Source organism: Paenarthrobacter sp. NPDC089675 (genome assembly GCF_044749185.1).
GTDB lineage: Bacteria > Actinomycetota > Actinomycetes > Actinomycetales > Micrococcaceae > Arthrobacter.
The window spans coordinates 80,941-96,018 of record NZ_JBIVHM010000007.1 but is presented as its reverse complement, the minus strand read 5'-3'; the positions used below and the strand labels follow the sequence as shown (position 1 = coordinate 96,018).

Annotated in this window: 15 protein-coding genes; 11 read left to right on the top strand and 4 right to left on the bottom strand. The window is 65.2% G+C overall.

What is annotated here, in order from left to right:
- Positions 1-249: 249 nt before the first annotated feature.
- Both ACIPY2_RS15640 and ACIPY2_RS15635 read left to right on the top strand, forming a co-directional pair.
- Complete coding sequence (locus ACIPY2_RS15640; RefSeq protein WP_400267306.1) at positions 250-2,061, top strand: proline--tRNA ligase; 1,812 nt, start codon at positions 250-252, stop codon at positions 2,059-2,061.
- On the top strand, positions 2,058-2,852 hold the full coding sequence (locus ACIPY2_RS15635) for a sulfite exporter TauE/SafE family protein (protein ID WP_400267305.1): 795 nt from the start codon (positions 2,058-2,060) through the stop codon (positions 2,850-2,852). The genes ACIPY2_RS15640 and ACIPY2_RS15635 overlap by 4 nt, the downstream gene beginning before the upstream one ends.
- Positions 2,853-2,856: 4 nt before the next feature.
- Here the strand turns inward: ACIPY2_RS15635 and ACIPY2_RS15630 are convergent, their stop codons facing one another.
- Genes ACIPY2_RS15630 through ACIPY2_RS15620 form a run of 3 tightly spaced genes read right to left on the bottom strand, consistent with a single transcriptional unit; the run spans position 2,857 to position 5,701 of the window.
- Entirely contained in the window at positions 2,857-3,864 is a 1,008-nt protein-coding gene (locus ACIPY2_RS15630) for an aminoglycoside phosphotransferase family protein (protein WP_400267304.1), read from the bottom strand.
- 34 nt (positions 3,865-3,898) lie between these two features.
- Complete coding sequence (locus tag ACIPY2_RS15625) at positions 3,899-4,627, bottom strand: VIT family protein (RefSeq protein WP_400267303.1); 729 nt, start codon at positions 4,625-4,627, stop codon at positions 3,899-3,901.
- Between the two features lie 51 nt (positions 4,628-4,678).
- The gene (locus ACIPY2_RS15620) at positions 4,679-5,701 is read right to left on the bottom strand and encodes a ferritin-like domain-containing protein (RefSeq protein ID WP_400267302.1); all 1,023 of its coding nucleotides are present in this window, start codon (positions 5,699-5,701) and stop codon (positions 4,679-4,681) included.
- 156 nt (positions 5,702-5,857) lie between these two features.
- On the opposite strand from ACIPY2_RS15620, the gene rimP reads away from it, so the two are divergent.
- The 6 genes from rimP to ACIPY2_RS15590 all read left to right on the top strand — a co-directional run bounded on the left by rimP (position 5,858) and on the right by ACIPY2_RS15590 (position 12,031).
- Positions 5,858-6,469, top strand: coding sequence for a ribosome maturation factor RimP (rimP, locus tag ACIPY2_RS15615; RefSeq protein WP_400267301.1), 612 nt, complete (start codon positions 5,858-5,860; stop codon positions 6,467-6,469).
- Positions 6,469-7,449, top strand: a complete 981-nt coding sequence (gene nusA / locus ACIPY2_RS15610) for a transcription termination factor NusA (RefSeq protein ID WP_400267300.1) — start codon at positions 6,469-6,471, stop codon at positions 7,447-7,449. The genes rimP and nusA overlap by 1 nt, the downstream gene beginning before the upstream one ends.
- A 131-nt stretch (positions 7,450-7,580) precedes the next feature.
- Complete coding sequence (locus ACIPY2_RS15605; protein WP_400267299.1) at positions 7,581-7,934, top strand: YlxR family protein; 354 nt, start codon at positions 7,581-7,583, stop codon at positions 7,932-7,934.
- 152 nt (positions 7,935-8,086) lie between these two features.
- The gene (infB, locus tag ACIPY2_RS15600; RefSeq protein ID WP_400267298.1) at positions 8,087-10,942 is read left to right on the top strand and encodes a translation initiation factor IF-2; all 2,856 of its coding nucleotides are present in this window, start codon (positions 8,087-8,089) and stop codon (positions 10,940-10,942) included.
- Positions 10,943-11,019: 77 nt separating this feature from the next.
- Positions 11,020-11,523: a 30S ribosome-binding factor RbfA gene (rbfA, locus tag ACIPY2_RS15595; protein ID WP_400267297.1), complete on the top strand. Its 504-nt coding sequence runs from the start codon at positions 11,020-11,022 to the stop codon at positions 11,521-11,523.
- Between the two features lie 25 nt (positions 11,524-11,548).
- On the top strand, positions 11,549-12,031 hold the full coding sequence (locus ACIPY2_RS15590) for a nucleoside deaminase (protein ID WP_400267296.1): 483 nt from the start codon (positions 11,549-11,551) through the stop codon (positions 12,029-12,031).
- A 40-nt stretch (positions 12,032-12,071) separates the two neighbouring features.
- Here ACIPY2_RS15590 and ACIPY2_RS15585 read toward each other — a convergent pair whose 3' ends face one another.
- On the bottom strand, positions 12,072-13,226 hold the full coding sequence (locus ACIPY2_RS15585; protein ID WP_400267295.1) for a pyridoxal phosphate-dependent aminotransferase: 1,155 nt from the start codon (positions 13,224-13,226) through the stop codon (positions 12,072-12,074).
- 34 nt (positions 13,227-13,260) lie between these two features.
- Here ACIPY2_RS15585 and truB point away from each other — a divergent pair, with 34 nt between their 5' ends.
- From truB to ACIPY2_RS15570, 3 genes are read left to right on the top strand one after another with little or no spacing between them, the layout of a single operon-like run.
- Positions 13,261-14,220 carry a tRNA pseudouridine(55) synthase TruB gene (gene truB, locus ACIPY2_RS15580; RefSeq protein ID WP_400267294.1) on the top strand — a complete coding sequence of 320 codons (960 nt, stop codon included), beginning with the start codon at positions 13,261-13,263 and terminating at the stop codon, positions 14,218-14,220.
- A 2-nt stretch (positions 14,221-14,222) separates the two neighbouring features.
- Entirely contained in the window at positions 14,223-14,576 is a 354-nt protein-coding gene (locus ACIPY2_RS15575) for a hypothetical protein (RefSeq protein ID WP_400267293.1), read from the top strand.
- A 1-nt stretch (position 14,577) separates the two neighbouring features.
- A complete protein-coding gene (locus ACIPY2_RS15570) occupies positions 14,578-15,024 on the top strand; it encodes a hypothetical protein (RefSeq protein WP_400267292.1) in 447 nt (148 codons plus the stop codon).
- The last annotated feature ends 54 nt before the right edge of the window (positions 15,025-15,078 follow it).

The window sequence follows — 15,078 nt, the reverse complement described above, 5'->3', positions numbered from 1 at the left end:
GACCAATGCTTCCCAGTCGCAGGCGATCCCGTTCCGCTGGAGGGAACGGGGGACTAGTCCCCGGACAGTGTCTGCGGCCGGCCGGCCGTTGAGCCACGCCATTGCAGGATGACCAGCCGACTTTCGGCCAGGGGCTTCCGGACGCGAAGGCGTGGCTCATCTGTGTTCCGGTTCCGGAAGCCCTCCCGCCAGCCGGTAGATTAGTAGACAGTTCTTTTTGCCTGTCTGCACAGAAACGGATACGTACCCGTGGTCCTTCGCCTTTCCCAGTTGTTCCTGCGCACCTTGCGCGAAGATCCCGTCGACGCCGAGGTCGCCAGCCACAAGCTCCTGGTCCGCGCCGGCTATATCCGCCGTGCAGCCCCCGGTATCTACACCTGGCTGCCGTTGGGATTGAGCGTTCTGCGCAAGGTTGAGGAGATCATTCGCCAGGAGATGGCCGCGATCGGCGCCCAGGAAGTCCACTTCCCGGCGCTGCTGCCCCGCGAACCCTACGAGGCCACCAACCGCTGGACCGAGTACGGCGAAGGCCTCTTCCGCCTCCAGGACCGCAAGGGCGCCGACTACCTCCTGGCACCCACGCACGAGGAAATGTTCACGCTGCTGGTCAAGGACCTGTACTCCTCGTACAAAGACCTCCCTTTGAGCCTGTACCAGATCCAGAACAAGTACCGCGACGAGGCACGCCCCCGCGCCGGCCTCCTCCGCGGGCGCGAGTTCATCATGAAGGACTCCTACTCGTTCGACGTCGATGACGCGGGCCTGGACGCCAGCTATGCCGCCCACCGCGCTGCATACCTGAAGATTTTTGAGCGGTTGGGCCTTGAAGTCGTGCCTGTTGCGGCCACCGCCGGTGCCATGGGCGGGTCCAAGAGCGAGGAATTCCTGTTCCCCACCGAGATCGGCGAGGACACCTTTGTGCGCTCGGCGGGAGGATACGCAGCCAACGTCGAAGCCGTCACCACGGTCGTCCCCGCGGAGATCGACTTCAGCAATGCTCCTGCAGCCGAGGTGCTGGATACGCCGAACACGCCGACTATCGAGACCTTGGTGGACGCCGCCAACCAGCTCGCGCCCCGCAGCGAGTCCGACGGCGGTCCCTGGACTGCCGCCGACACGCTCAAGAACGTTGTCCTTGCCGTCACGCTGCCCACCGGTGAGCGCCAGATCGTGGTCATTGGCGTGCCTGGCGACCGCGCCGTGGACCTCAAGCGTGTTGAGGCGAACCTCGGCGCCTTCCTGCCGATCGGTGGAGAAATCGGTCTCGAAGCGGCAAACGAAGAAGACCTCAAAAAACTGCCTTGGCTCGTGAAGGGCTACATCGGTCCGGGGCTCAGCCTGGACGAGCCCGTTTTGGGGCTGGAGGGTTCCTCGAAGATCCTGTTCCTCGTGGATCCCCGGGTAGTCTCCGGCACCGCGTGGGTAACCGGCGCCAACCAGGAAGGCAAGCACGTGTTCGGCCTCGTTGCAGGGCGCGACTTCGGTTGGGATGGCGTCATCGAATGCACGGAGGTCCGTGCCGGAGACCCCGCACCGGACGGCTCCGGCCCCCTGGAGACCGCACGCGGAATCGAAATGGGACATATTTTCCAGCTAGGCCGGAAGTACGCCGAAGCCCTCGACCTGAAGGTCTTGGACCAGAACGGCAAACAGGTCGTGGTGACCATGGGCTCCTACGGTGTGGGCGTGACGCGTGCCGTTGCCGCACTGGCTGAAGCGAACCACGACGACCGCGGTCTGGTGTGGCCTCGTACAGTTGCCCCTGCCGATGTCCATGTTGTGGCAGTCGGCCGAGGCGACGAAATCTTCGAAGCTGCAGAGAAACTCTCCGCAGAGCTCCAAGACGCAGGGCTCGACGTTATCTTCGATGATCGGCCCAAGGTCTCTCCCGGCGTAAAGTTCGGCGATGCGGAACTCCTCGGTGTTCCCACGATCCTGGCCGTGGGCCGTGGACTGGTTGACGGAGTAGTCGAGATCAAGGACCGCCGCAGCGGCGAAGCCGAGAACATCTCGGTGGACAAGGCCGTGGACTACGTGGTCAACGCCGTCCGCAGCCGTTGATTTCCGGCTTCGAGTCGGTCCAGCTCACCACGCTCATCCTGATCGTGGTGGCTGGATTCGCGGCCGGGTGGGTCGACGCCGTGGTGGGAGGCGGGGGACTGATCCAGCTCCCCGCCCTCCTCCTGGTGCCGGGCATTACGCCTGTCCAGGCCCTGGCAACCAACAAAATGGGTTCCATCTTTGGGACCACCACAAGTGCCGTGACCTTCTACCGGCGCGTGGGACCCGATCTGAAGACAGCCATACCCATGGCCGTGATCGCTTTGGCCGGCAGCTTTGCCGGCGCCATACTCGCAGCGTCGCTGCCGGCGAGTGTCTTCAAGCCCATCATCGTGGTGGCCCTGATCGCCGTCGCCGTTTTCACAGCACTGCGCCCCAACGCGGGCGAGTTGACAGCGCTGCGGCACGACGGGCACAAGCATTACATCGTGGCCTGCCTGATCGGGGCGGTCATCGGCTTCTACGATGGCCTGATCGGACCCGGGACGGGCTCGTTCTTGGTCATTGCGCTGGTTTCCGCCATGGGTTACGCCTTCCTCGAAGCCAGCGCCAAGGCGAAGATCGTCAACATGGCAACGAATGCCGGGGCCCTGATCTTCTTCCTCCCGCATGGCTCACTGCTCTGGGGCCTGGGCCTGGTCCTGGGATTCTCCAACATGGCCGGTGGTTACCTCGGTGCCCGGACGGCCGTGGCGCGGGGGAGCCGCTTTGTCCGCGTGGTTTTCCTGATTGTGGTGGCCGCGCTGATCATCAAGCTGGGAGTCGACGTATGGAACGACAACTTCGCGTGAACTGCTAGCTGACGGCTTCGCCGGGGCCGGGGAGGTCGTGGGCCTTCGGGAGGCCGTCGAGTACGTTTCCGGCCAGGGTGGAGGCAACCCACAGGGATCTGGCGAGGTCTCCGCCGTGGCCGGGTTTCTCCGCGTACCTTAGCGCGTTCTCCACCTCCCTGGCGATGCTCCACTGCCGGGCTGCCTCCGGATCGAGTCCGGCGGCCAGGCTGAACTGCAAGCAGCGCTCACGAAGCCCGCCCTCCGGGTCCCGTAGCGGCAGTTCCCCGATGCGGTTCCACAGGATCGGCGCGACGGCGAACTCGGCTTCGCCGATCCGGGGCTGCGGATCGATGGCGAGGTATTCGGTACCATCCGCGGAGCCGAGTACGTTCATGAAGTGCAGGTCGGTGTGCACCAGTACGTCCTTGGCTGACCGCCGACCCACGGCTCCGCGCGTCTGGCACACCTCCAAAGCGGCTTCGAGGAGCCAGCGCGGGAAGGGACGGCCCAGCCGCTCCCAGTCCTGTGGCAGTTCGTCACTCCAGCGCTCAGCCGTGGCGGCTATGTGTTCAAACGCGAGCCAGTCGGCTCTGGCGTCGGGAGTGATGCACAGGCGTTTCAAAATGCCGCCCCAAATGTCGGGCGCCTCGGCAAGCGAAACATGCTCCAGCCAGTTGCTGGCGTCCAGGCGTTCAAGGAGCAGGGAACAGCTGTCCGCGTCGGCTTCGAGGAGCCGCACGGCACCGTCGCCGTTCCAGAGCGCCAGCGCGTGCCGTTCCACGAGTGCTTCCTCGTGCGGGTAGGCGATTTTGAGTGCGGCCAGCCCGCCGTCCCGGCGTACGGGTATCACCAGCGCACCATGCCCGTTCCAAGGCTGGGCGCCGGGCTCCAGGTCGGGCTCCAAATTCCATCGCTCCATGGACTCCCGGATCAGGCCCGGGAGGCTGGCCAGCCAGTCCCTGCCCGCCGAGTCACGGTTGTACCGGGCGTGCAGGTCTGCCGGAATGGGAATCATGGCGTGCAGGGTCACGCGATCAGCCTAGCGCCGTGGGGCCGCCCCGCCGTCAGAAAACGCCGCTGGCCCCCAAGAGGCTCCCGATGGAGAAGGTTGCAGCCAGGGCCAAGGCTCCGCCGAGGACCACGCGCGCGGCCGCCCTAAGCCTGGAGGCTCCGCCGATCCATGCACCTACAGCGCCCGTGATGGCCAGTGCAATCAACACCGCGGCGAAGGTAAGTGGGACCCTGAGGCCGGCAGGCGGCAGCAGGATGGCCAACATCGGCAGCACGGCGCCCAGCGTAAAGGCCACCGCTGATGCGATAGCTGCGTTCCATGGGCTCACGATGTCGTCTTCGTGGATATTTAGCTCGGCGGACAGATGCGCGGCCAGGGCGTCGTGCTCGGTCAGCTCCTCGGCTACCTTGCGTGCGGTTTCCGGGCTAAGGCCCTTGGCCTGGTAGATGGCTGTGAGTTCCTCAAGTTCTTCCTCGGGTTCCTCGGCCAACTCCCTGCGTTCTTTTTCGATGAGGGCCTTTTGGGTGTCACTCTGGCTGCTGACTGACACGTACTCGCCGAGGGCCATCGAAATGGCACCGCCCACCAGGCCCGCTGCGCCGGCGGCGAGGATGTTGCCGGTGTTGGTGGTGGCGCCGGCAACACCAACCACGATCGCGGCGACCGAAACGATGCCGTCATTTGCGCCCAGGACTCCTGCCCGAAGCCAGTTGAGGCGGTGGGCGAGGTCGTCGCGGTGCGGTTCGTTCTCGTGCATGGTGGCGGTTTCTGCTGAGGCCATGATCCCAGCCAAGCACCGCAGGGGCGTCTTCGCCAGCATGGCTAGGCTCGCCTATCCCCGGCCGGCAGGGGAGGCAGGCAGTGGCGGCAACCCGCCGGCGTCGAGCTTCAGGCCGGGAAGGGCCGGCAGGGAAGCGCCCCAGCCCAGGCCGCGTCGGGCAGCAGCAAGCAGGCTGTCGATGGCCCACTGCCGGGTCTGTCCGTCGGACAGCGCGACCAGGTCGCCGAAAACCGGGAGCGCACCCGTCTCCAGGGCGCCGAGGTGTGCAGGGGGATCCTGCGGGAACCCGGGGGCCAGGCGATACCCGGCTTCCCTGGCGGGTACGTCTCCGCAGTTGAGGCGGGTCAGCGATTCTGCCTGTTGCAGCAGGAGCTCATGCGCTGCGAGGCCCTTGGCTGCAGTGACGGCTGCGGTCGCATCGAGTCGCTTCAAGGCCACCTGGTACGCGTATACGGCCTCCTGTTCGGAACGAACGCCCGCTGCCAGCGCCGTGTCAGTGGTGGCGTCCGTCGGCCGCGGCGTGGGGCTCGCTGAGGGGCACTGCGCGGTGCTCCGCGTCTGGTCCCCGGCCGTTTTCGTGGCGGAGGCTTTGTCCGCCGGTTCACGGGACGGCAACTGTACTTTGAAGAGGCCGGCCAGCCGTTCCGCCTCCAGTAACTGGGAAGTCCCGACGGCCGCCAGCAGGCGGGCGATGCCGCCGTCGGCCTCCCCGGCATCGCTGAGCCGCTGCCGTCCGCTGGCGGCGATGGCCTCGACGACGTCCCCGGCCGAGGTTGGTTTCCGGGTATCACGGTCGCCGATGGTCGGGGAATCCGACGTGGACGGATCGGGCCCCAGGAGGGCTTGTGCGTGCGTTGTCAGCAATGTCACAGCATCGGCAAGTTCCGTCGAGGCCGTCCCGGAATCCGGCGAGCCGCCAAGCGAAGCCGCGGAGTCGCGCAGCGCAAGGGCGTCGCCGTAAGCGGCCAAGCGGGCGTTCTCAGAGAATGGAACTGCCTCCGGTTCCGCGGAATTCCGCGGAACAAGCACGATTCCGGTGCCGGCAACCAGCAGGGCAACGATTGCAACGAGCACTGGCCGCAGCATGTCCCGCCGCGGCTTTTTTCCACTTGTTTGCCCGTTCACAACACACCATGGTGTCACGTGGGCGGCGAACTCCGTGCACCATGTTGTTCCGAAAATCGTTAGGCTAGTAGTCACAACAACATCTATCGGGAGGCGGCGGGCATCGTGAGTGACTCGGAAGCCACGACTTCAACAGACCGTACTGACATCAACTCGACGGCCACCATCCGCAACCCGGAAGAGAGCAGGCTCAGGGCACTGTTGGAGCCGGCAGTCCAGGCCAGCCGACTGTACCTGGAGGATGTTGCCATCCACGTCGCGGGTTCGCACCGGACCGTCCATGTGGTCGTGGATCTCCCGCAGGAGGAGACCGGCGGAGTCAGCCTGGACGCGATCGCCGACGTATCCCGCGGCCTGTCCGACATCCTGGACAACGATCCCCACGACGACGGCCGCCCTTACGACCTCGAAGTTTCCTCCCCGGGCGTGGGACGCCCCCTCACGGAGCCCCGGCATTGGCACCGGGCCCGCGGCCGCATGGTCAAAGTCAACGTCATTCAGGGCGAGAACGTCCTGGGCCGCATTGCCTCAGTACAGGATGACGCAGTGACGCTCATCCCCGAGCATGAGGTCAAGAAGGGCATGAAGCCCAAGCAGGGCGACCCCATCACTATTCCTTTCGACAGGATCCGCCAAGGAAAAGTCGAGATTGAATTCAGCCACCTTGACGAGGCCGGGCTGGCAGACGGACACAATGGACCTTCCGAGGAGGCCTAATGGATATTGACATGAGCGCACTGAGGCTCCTGGAGCGTGAGCGTGAAATCCCGCTGGACCTCTTGATCCCCACCATCGAGCAGGCCCTGCTGGTGGCCTACCACAAGACGCCGGGCGCCTTTGAGCGCGCCCGCGCCGAGCTTGATCGCAAGAGCGGCCATGTAACCATCTGGGCGACCGAAATCGACGACGACGGCGAGGCCGTCGGTGAGTTCGAGGACACCCCCGCCGGCTTCGGCCGAATCGCCGCGAGCACTGCGCGCCAGATCATCCTGCAGCGGCTCCGCGATGTGGAGGACGACAACGTCCTGGGCGAGTTCAAGGGCCGCGAGGGCGAGTTGGTGGCCGGCATGATCCAGCAGGGCAACAACCCGCACATGATCCAGGTAAACCTCGGCACGGTGGAGGCACTGCTGCCGCCACCCGAGCAGGTTCCGGGGGAGAAGTACCTTCACGGAAGCCGCCTGCGCGCGTTCGTGGTGGACGTCCACCGCGGCGCCAAGGGCCCCTCCATCACTTTGTCGCGTTCGCACCCCGGCCTTGTCCGCAAGCTGTTCGAAATGGAAGTTCCGGAGATCGCCGACCGTTCCGTCGAGATCGTGGCCCTTGCCCGCGAGGCGGGCCACCGCACCAAGATCGCCGTCAAGGCCAACGCGGCGGGCGTCAACGCCAAAGGTGCCTGCATTGGCGAAATGGGATCGCGTGTCCGGGCCGTCATGACCGAGCTCAACGACGAAAAGATCGACATCGTCGACTTCAGTGACGATCCCGCGACGTTTATAGCCAACTCGCTCTCGCCTTCGAGGGTGACTTCGGTCACCATCACGGATGAGTCCACGCGGTCCGCCCGGGTGGTGGTTCCGGACTACCAGCTCTCCCTGGCCATCGGCAAGGAGGGCCAGAACGCACGTCTGGCAGCCAAGCTGACCGGCTGGCGGATCGATATCGTCTCCGACGCCGCACCCGCCAAGGCGGAATAGCGGCCCCGACGGGCGGCGCGCAGGAAATCGCCCCGGTTTCGGCAGTCCGGGGCGGGGGGCTAGAATAGATGGAACCGGGCTTATGTCCGGTATCCGTTCGTTGAGGCGCGTAAGGCAGGTTGGGACACATCGTGGCTGAACTGCCTGAGCACGGTCATGACCCCCAGACTGGTCCTGTCCGCACCTGCATCGGATGCCGGAAGCAAGGCTCCCGGTACCAGCTTGTCCGGCTGGTCACCCAAGGCAAGGGTTCGCCCGTCGTCCTGGTGGATGAACGACGCCGGATGGCCGGCAGGGGTGCTTGGCTGCACCCCAGCGAAAAGTGCCTGGCATTGGCGATCAAGCGGCGCGCTTTCGGAAGGGCCCTCCCGGGCGCTGCCGAGACAACCGCCGTCGAGCGTTATTTCATGCCGGTCACGCCACCTGTGGAGGCCCCGGCCGCCACAGGAAAACCGTCCAAACCTGAAAGCGGGTCAGAAATCTGATGGAAACCCGATGAGTTCCCAGCGATGAGTGCGTAACGATGACAACTTTGTTGCGCTCTGCAATGGGCCTTTCCGCCGTGGAAGCGGCAAGGGCCCGCAGTAAGAAGTAGACGGTTCGTGCCTGGCTCGGTGCGGACCGAGACAGGAGAAATGTGGCCAAGGTCCGCGTACATGAGCTCGCAAAAGAGCTCGGTATTACTTCCAAAGATGCAGTAACCAAACTGCAGGAATTGGGCGAATTCGTTCGCTCCGCCTCTTCCACCATTGAGGCCCCCGTCGTGAAGAAACTTCGCGACGCCTACCCGGGTGCAGGAGCCGCAAAGTCGGCAGCACCCGCCGCCCCTGCTGCAAACCGCCCCGCAGCACCGGCCCCGTCCCGTCCGGCTGCCCCGGCTCCGGGCCCGGCAACCCCCAAGGCTCCGGCCGCTTCCGCTCCGGCTACGCCGGCTGCCCCTGCGGCTCCCGCTCCATCGGCGCCTGCAACTCCGGCCGCTCCGGCGGCTTCCACTCCGGTTTCGGCAAAGCCGGGAGCCCGCCCTGCCCCCAAGGCAGAGGCTCCGGCTTCCGGTCGCCAAGGTGGCCAGGGCCCGCGCCCCGGTGGTCCGCGTCCCGGCAACAACCCCTTCGCTACCTCCCAGGGCATGCCCCGGGGCCGTGGTGGCGACGGCGAACGTCCGCCGCGTCCGGGCAACAACCCGTTTGCTACTTCGCAGGGCATGCCGCGTCCCGGCGGCCGCAGTGAAGGTGAGCGCCCCGGCGGTCCGCGTCCCGCGGCCGGCGCAGGCGGTCCCCGTCCGGCAGCCGGTTCGGGCGGTCCCCGTCCGGGCGCTCCGCGTCCCGGTGCTCCCCGTCCGGGAGCCCCGCGTCCCGGTGGAGGTCCCGGTGGCAACCGTCCCACCCCGGGCATGATGCCCAACCGCACTGAGCGTCCGGCTCCCACCGGGGGTCGTCCCGGCGGTCCGGGTCGTCCGGGTGGTCCGGGTCGTCCGGGTGGCGCACCAGGCAGTGGCACCGGCGGCGGAGCACCCGCCGGCGGTGGCTTCGGCAAGGGTGGCCGCGGTCGCGGTGGTACCCAGGGTGCGTTTGGCAAGGGCGGCGCAGGCCGCGGCAAGCAGCGCAAGTCGAAGCGTGCAAAGCGCCAGGAACTCGAGCAGATGAGCGCTCCGTCGCTGGGTGGCGTAACCGTACCCCGCGGCGACGGCGAGACGATCATCCGTTTGCGCCGTGGTTCTTCCATCACGGACTTCGCCGAGAAGATCGATGCAAACCCGGCTTCGTTGGTCACCGTGCTGTTCCACCTTGGTGAAATGGCGACGGCAACGCAGTCCCTGGACGAGGACACCTTCGCACTGCTTGGCGCCGAGCTCGGCTACAAGCTGCAGGTTGTTTCGCCCGAGGACGAAGAGCGCGAGCTGCTTGACTCGTTCGACATCGACCTCCAGGGTGAACTGGATGCCGAAGGCGACGACGTCCTGGAAGCCCGTCCGCCGGTAGTGACCGTCATGGGCCACGTCGACCACGGTAAGACCCGCTTGCTGGACGCCATCCGCAACTCGAACGTTGTGGCCGGCGAGCACGGTGGCATCACCCAGCACATCGGTGCCTACCAGATCAGCCACATCCACGAGGGCACCCCGCGCGACATCACCTTCATTGACACCCCGGGCCACGAGGCGTTCACCGCCATGCGTGCCCGTGGTGCCAAGGTCACCGACATCGCGATCCTGGTTGTCGCAGCCGACGACGGCGTCATGCCGCAGACGGTTGAAGCGCTCAACCACGCCCAGGCGGCTAACGTGCCGATCGTCGTCGCGGTCAACAAGATCGACAAGGAAGGCGCCAACCCTGACAAGGTCAAGGGCCAGCTGACCGAGTACGGCCTGGTTCCCGAGGAATACGGTGGCGACACCATGTTCGTCGAGGTTTCCGCACGACAGAACCTGAACATCGACGAATTGATCGAAGCTGTCCTGCTGACCGCAGACGCAGCCCTGGACCTGCGCGCCAACCCGGACAAGGACGCTCGAGGCATTGCCATCGAAGCCAACCTGGACAAGGGCCGCGGTTCCGTGGCCACCGTCCTGGTGCAGTCCGGTACCCTGGCCGTCGGTGACACGATCGTGGCAGGTACTGCCCACGGCCGTGTGCGTGCCATGTTCGACGAGAACGGCGAAGCACTCGATGTGGCGCTTCCGTCCCGTCCGGTCCAGGTCCTCGGCCTGTCCAACGTCCCGCGTGCGGGTGACACCTTCCTGGTGACCCCGGACGAGCGTACGGCCCGCCAGATCGCCGAGAAGCGTGAAGCTGCCGACCGCAACGCCGCCCTGGCGAAGCGCCGCAAGCGCATCAGCCTGGAAGACTTCGACCAGGCCGTTGCTGAAGGCAAGATCGACACCCTCAACCTCATCCTCAAGGGTGACGTCTCCGGTGCCGTTGAAGCCCTCGAAGATGCCTTGCTCAAGATCGACGTCGGAGACGACGACGTTCAGCTCCGGGTCATCCACCGCGGTGTGGGTGCCATCACGCAGAACGACGTCAACCTGGCAACGGTGGACAACGCCATCATCATCGGCTTCAACGTCAAGCCCGCCGAGCGCGTGGCCGAACTGGCCGACCGCGAAGGCGTGGACATGCGCTTCTACTCCGTCATCTACGCAGCAATCGATGACATTGAGATGGCCCTCAAGGGCATGCTCAAGCCGGAGTACGAGGAAGTCCAGCTTGGTACCGCCGAGGTCCGCGAAGTCTTCCGCTCTTCCAAGTTCGGAAACATCGCAGGTTCGATCGTCCGTTCCGGCATCATCCGCCGTAACACCAAGGCACGTGTCAGCCGCGACGGCAAGGTCATCGGTGACAACCTCACCGTCGAAACCCTCAAGCGGTTCAAGGACGACGCCACCGAAGTCCGTACCGACTTCGAGTGTGGTATCGGCCTGGGCTCGTACAACGACATCGCCGAAGGCGACATCATCGAGACCTTCGAAATGCGCGAAAAGCCGCGCGTCTAGGTTCCGCAGGGAGCGGGTCCGCCGGGTGATCCCGGCGGGCCCGTTCCGTTCCCGTTTCTACTTTCCAGGAGGAAGTCATGGCTGATCCGGCACGCGCTGCCAAATTGGCTCAGCGGATCAAAGTGGTGGTTGCCGAGGCCCTCGGACGCCGCGTCAAGGACCCGCGCGTCGAGTCCATCACCGTTACCGATGCCCGCGTCACCAACGATCTCCAGCACGCCACCGTCTACTACACGGTGTTCGGCGACGACGTTGCCCACGCGGATGCGGCTAAGGCTTTGGAAAAGGCCAAGGGCGTGCTGCGGCAGGAGGTCGGCCGCAACATTACCGTGCGGCTGACCCCCACCCTTGAGTTCGTGGCGGACCAGATCCCGGTCAACGCCTCGAACCTCGAAGAGCTGCTCCGCGAAGCGAAGCGGCGCGATGCCGAGGTGGCCGCGTTGGCTGCCGGAGCAAAGCACGCAGGGGAAGCCGATCCGTACAAGAGTGATTCGGCCCACGACATCGACGAAGACGACTTCGACGAAGAGGACATCGACCTCTCCGACGACGACGATCTCGACGAGGACGCGAACCGCTGAACTTCAGAACCGCTAGGATCGTTGCATGTCCGCGCACAGTGACCAGCAGCGAGATGAATACCTTGAGCGTGCCATAGGGCTCGCCGTCCGGAATGTATCCCAGGGCGGCGGGCCTTTTGGCGCCGTAGTGGTCACTCCCGACGGTTCAGTGCATGAAGGAGTCAACCGCGTCACGCGGGACAATGACCCCACAGCGCACGCCGAAGTGGTGGCCATCCGGCGCGCGGCAGCGGATATCGGCCACTTCGACCTCAGTGGTTCAGTGCTGTACTCCAGTTGCGAGCCGTGCCCGCTGTGCTTGTCCGCCACGCTCTGGGCCAGGATCGGCTACGTCCATTTCGCCGCCGACCGGCATGGGGCGGCACGTGCCGGCTTCGACGACGCCCTGTTCTACGAGTATTTCGCCGGTCAACGGCCTGAGTTGCTTCCGGTGGAACATTCGCCATTGGCCACCTCGGACTCGCCTTTCGAGGCTTGGCGCACCCATAAGACGCGCACCAAATACTGAAACCACGACGACGGTCGCCGGACCCGCCTGTCCGCTTCCGTCAGACCCGGGCAGGCAGGCGACTGACGCCGTCGAGCAGTTCCTCCTTGGCCCCGCAGAGGGCAATCCTGATCCAACCCTCGCCGATTGAACCGAAGGCTGTGCCCGGCGCGAATGCGACCTTGGAAGCCGCGAGGAAACGCCGCGTCCAGGCCCGTACGTCCCCCTCGCTGGCATGGGAGACGTCGGCCCAGAGGTAGAAGGCCCCCTGCGCTCCAAGATAGGGAATGCCTTTTTCCGCGAGGATGGTGGAAGCGGCGTCCCGGTTGACGCGATAGTGCTCCCTCGCGGACTTTACGTAGTCCTGCGGGCCGGTAAGAGCGGCCAACGCCGCGTACTGGGAGGGGGATGCCACGCAGGAGACGATCGATTCCATCACGTTGTTCATGGTCTTTTCGAGGCCGGGCGGGCAGATCAGAGCGCCGATGCGAAGACCTGTCAGGCCGTAGGTCTTGGACAGGGTCAGGGACGTAAAGACCCGTGCCTTGCCTGGTACATCACTGTCGAAGCGTGCGGGGCTTACGTGGGACACATCGAAGGTGAACGCCTCGTAGCATTCGTCCGAGATGATCCACAGATCATGCTCGACGGCGAGGTCCACAAGACGGCGTGTCGCCTCCTCGCTGATCACGGCGCCCAGGGGATTGGACGGCGAATTCAGCATCAGGACCTTGGTCCGCGGCGTGATCAGCGCCTCTATGTCCTCGATGTGCGGTTGGAAATCATTGTGCGGATACAAGGGGTACTCCACCGGGCTTGCGTGGAGCAGGCGGCTGGTCATGGCAAACGTGGGGTAACCCGGATTGGGGATGAGGATTTCGTCGCCGGGGGACAGCAGCATGCTCATCACAAAGTGCAGCCCCTGCTGGGCGCCGTCCACAACGTACACCCGTTCCGCCCCGACCTCCACGTGCTGCTGGGCCCGGAAGCGGGCGGCGAACGCTTCGCGCAGGGCGGGGATACCGGCGTTCGGAGTGTAATTTGTCTCGTCTCGGTCCAGGCAAGCGATGCCGGCATCCAGCACGTGGCGGGACAGGGGAAAGCCGGGTTCTCCGATGCTCAGGACAATCGCGCCGGGCGTGGACCAGGCGGCCTCGGTTATTTCGCGGATCTGGTTTACGGGGACGTCGCGGACGTGCTGGGCAAGCTCAGGCATGGGAGCCATCCTAGCCACCGATATACTGGTCAGCGTGCTTTCTGGACTGGTAATCGTTGACAAACCGCAGGGATGGACCAGCCATGATGTGGTTGGACGGATGCGGCGGCTGGCTGGTACCCGGAAAGTGGGCCACGCAGGCACGCTCGATCCCATGGCCACGGGTGTCCTGGTCATCGGCATCAACAAGGCAACCCGCCTTTTGACCTACATCGTGGGCACCTCCAAGACCTATACCGCCACCATCCGGCTTGGCGAAGCCACCATCACCGATGACGCCGAGGGCGAGGTGACCGGGGCCCACAGCGCAGCCGGGATCACCGATGAGGCGATCCACGCCGGGGTAGCGGCTTTAACCGGCCCCATCCAGCAGGTCCCCAGCAGCGTCAGCGCCATCAAGGTCAACGGCGAACGTTCCTACGCCCGCGTCCGCTCCGGCGAGGAAGTCAAGCTCGCCGCCCGTCCCGTGACCATCCACCGTTTTGAGGTCCACGGTATTGAAAGGGTCGACGCCGGCAGGGTGGTTGACGTCGACGTCACCGTGGAATGCTCCTCGGGCACCTACATCCGCGCCCTTGCCCGCGACCTCGGGAACGCACTGGGCGTGGGCGGGCATCTCACCGCGCTTCGCCGCACGCAGGTAGGTCCGTACGGCATCGAGCAGGCGCGGACCCTCGATCAACTCGCCGAGCAACTCGATGTGCTGGAGATGTCCCTTGCTGCCCGGGCCTTGATGCCCAACCGGGACCTGACCGAGGAGGAGACCACCGAGATCTCCTTCGGACGCCGAATCGCCCCGGGACCGGGAGCCGGAACACCGGAAGCTGCCACGGCGGAGAATCCCGCTGCAGCCTTCGCGCCGTCGGGCGAGCTCGTAGCGCTTCTGGCCGATGCCGGCAGTTTCGCCAAACCCGTCCTGGTCTTTGCACCGGGCACAGGACCGGGTTCGGGGACAGGTCCGGGTTCGGGCGCGGGAACGGAGTCGGGCAACTAAGCATGGACGGCTACTTCTACTCCATCCTGATCGTCGGGCTGGTCTCCACCATCACCTGCGCCGTGGCAGGCCTGATGAAGAAGGCACCCAACGACGTCACCATCTTTTCCGTGCTGGCCGTCGAGGTGGCCCTGCTGGTGTACCTCGTCGGCTCGATCGTCCGGGTAGCCCTGGGGGAGCAGATGGCGGGCGAACCCTGGGAGTTCTGGGGGTACATCGTCACCGCACTCATGATTCCGCTGGGCGCCGTGTATTGGTCCATCCTTGAACGCACCCGGTGGAGCAACTTTGTCCTCGCCGCCGTGGGCGTCACCGCTTTGGTCATGGCGGCACGCATGAACCAGATTTGGTACTGATGTGAAAGAAGAACACAACGTGACTGGAACCGAGACCAACTCAACCGGGGCCAAGCAAAAGGACACCCGCAATACGGGTCCCGGACGCCTCCTGATTGCGGTCTATGCCGTTTTTGCGCTCTCCGCCACGGCCCGGGCCGGGTACCAGATCGCCACCAAGTTTTCCGAAGCTCCGCTGGCGCACATACTGTCTGCCTTTGCGGCAGTCGTCTACATCGTGGCGACGATTTCACTGGCCAAGCCGGGCAGGACGTGGTTCAAGGTTTCCTTGGCTGCGGTGCTCGTGGAACTGATCGGTGTCCTTGTGGTGGGAGCGGTCAGCCTCTTCGATCCCGTGGCTTTCCCGCATGACACAGTCTGGTCCCTGTTCGGCCGCGGCTATGGTTTTGTCCCGTTGGTATTGCCTGTGCTGGGGCTGCTGTGGCTAAACCGCCGCAGGCCGTCCTGAACCTCTTCCATCCCGAACCAGCCGGGCAATGCGGGTAACCTTAGAATGTTCCGG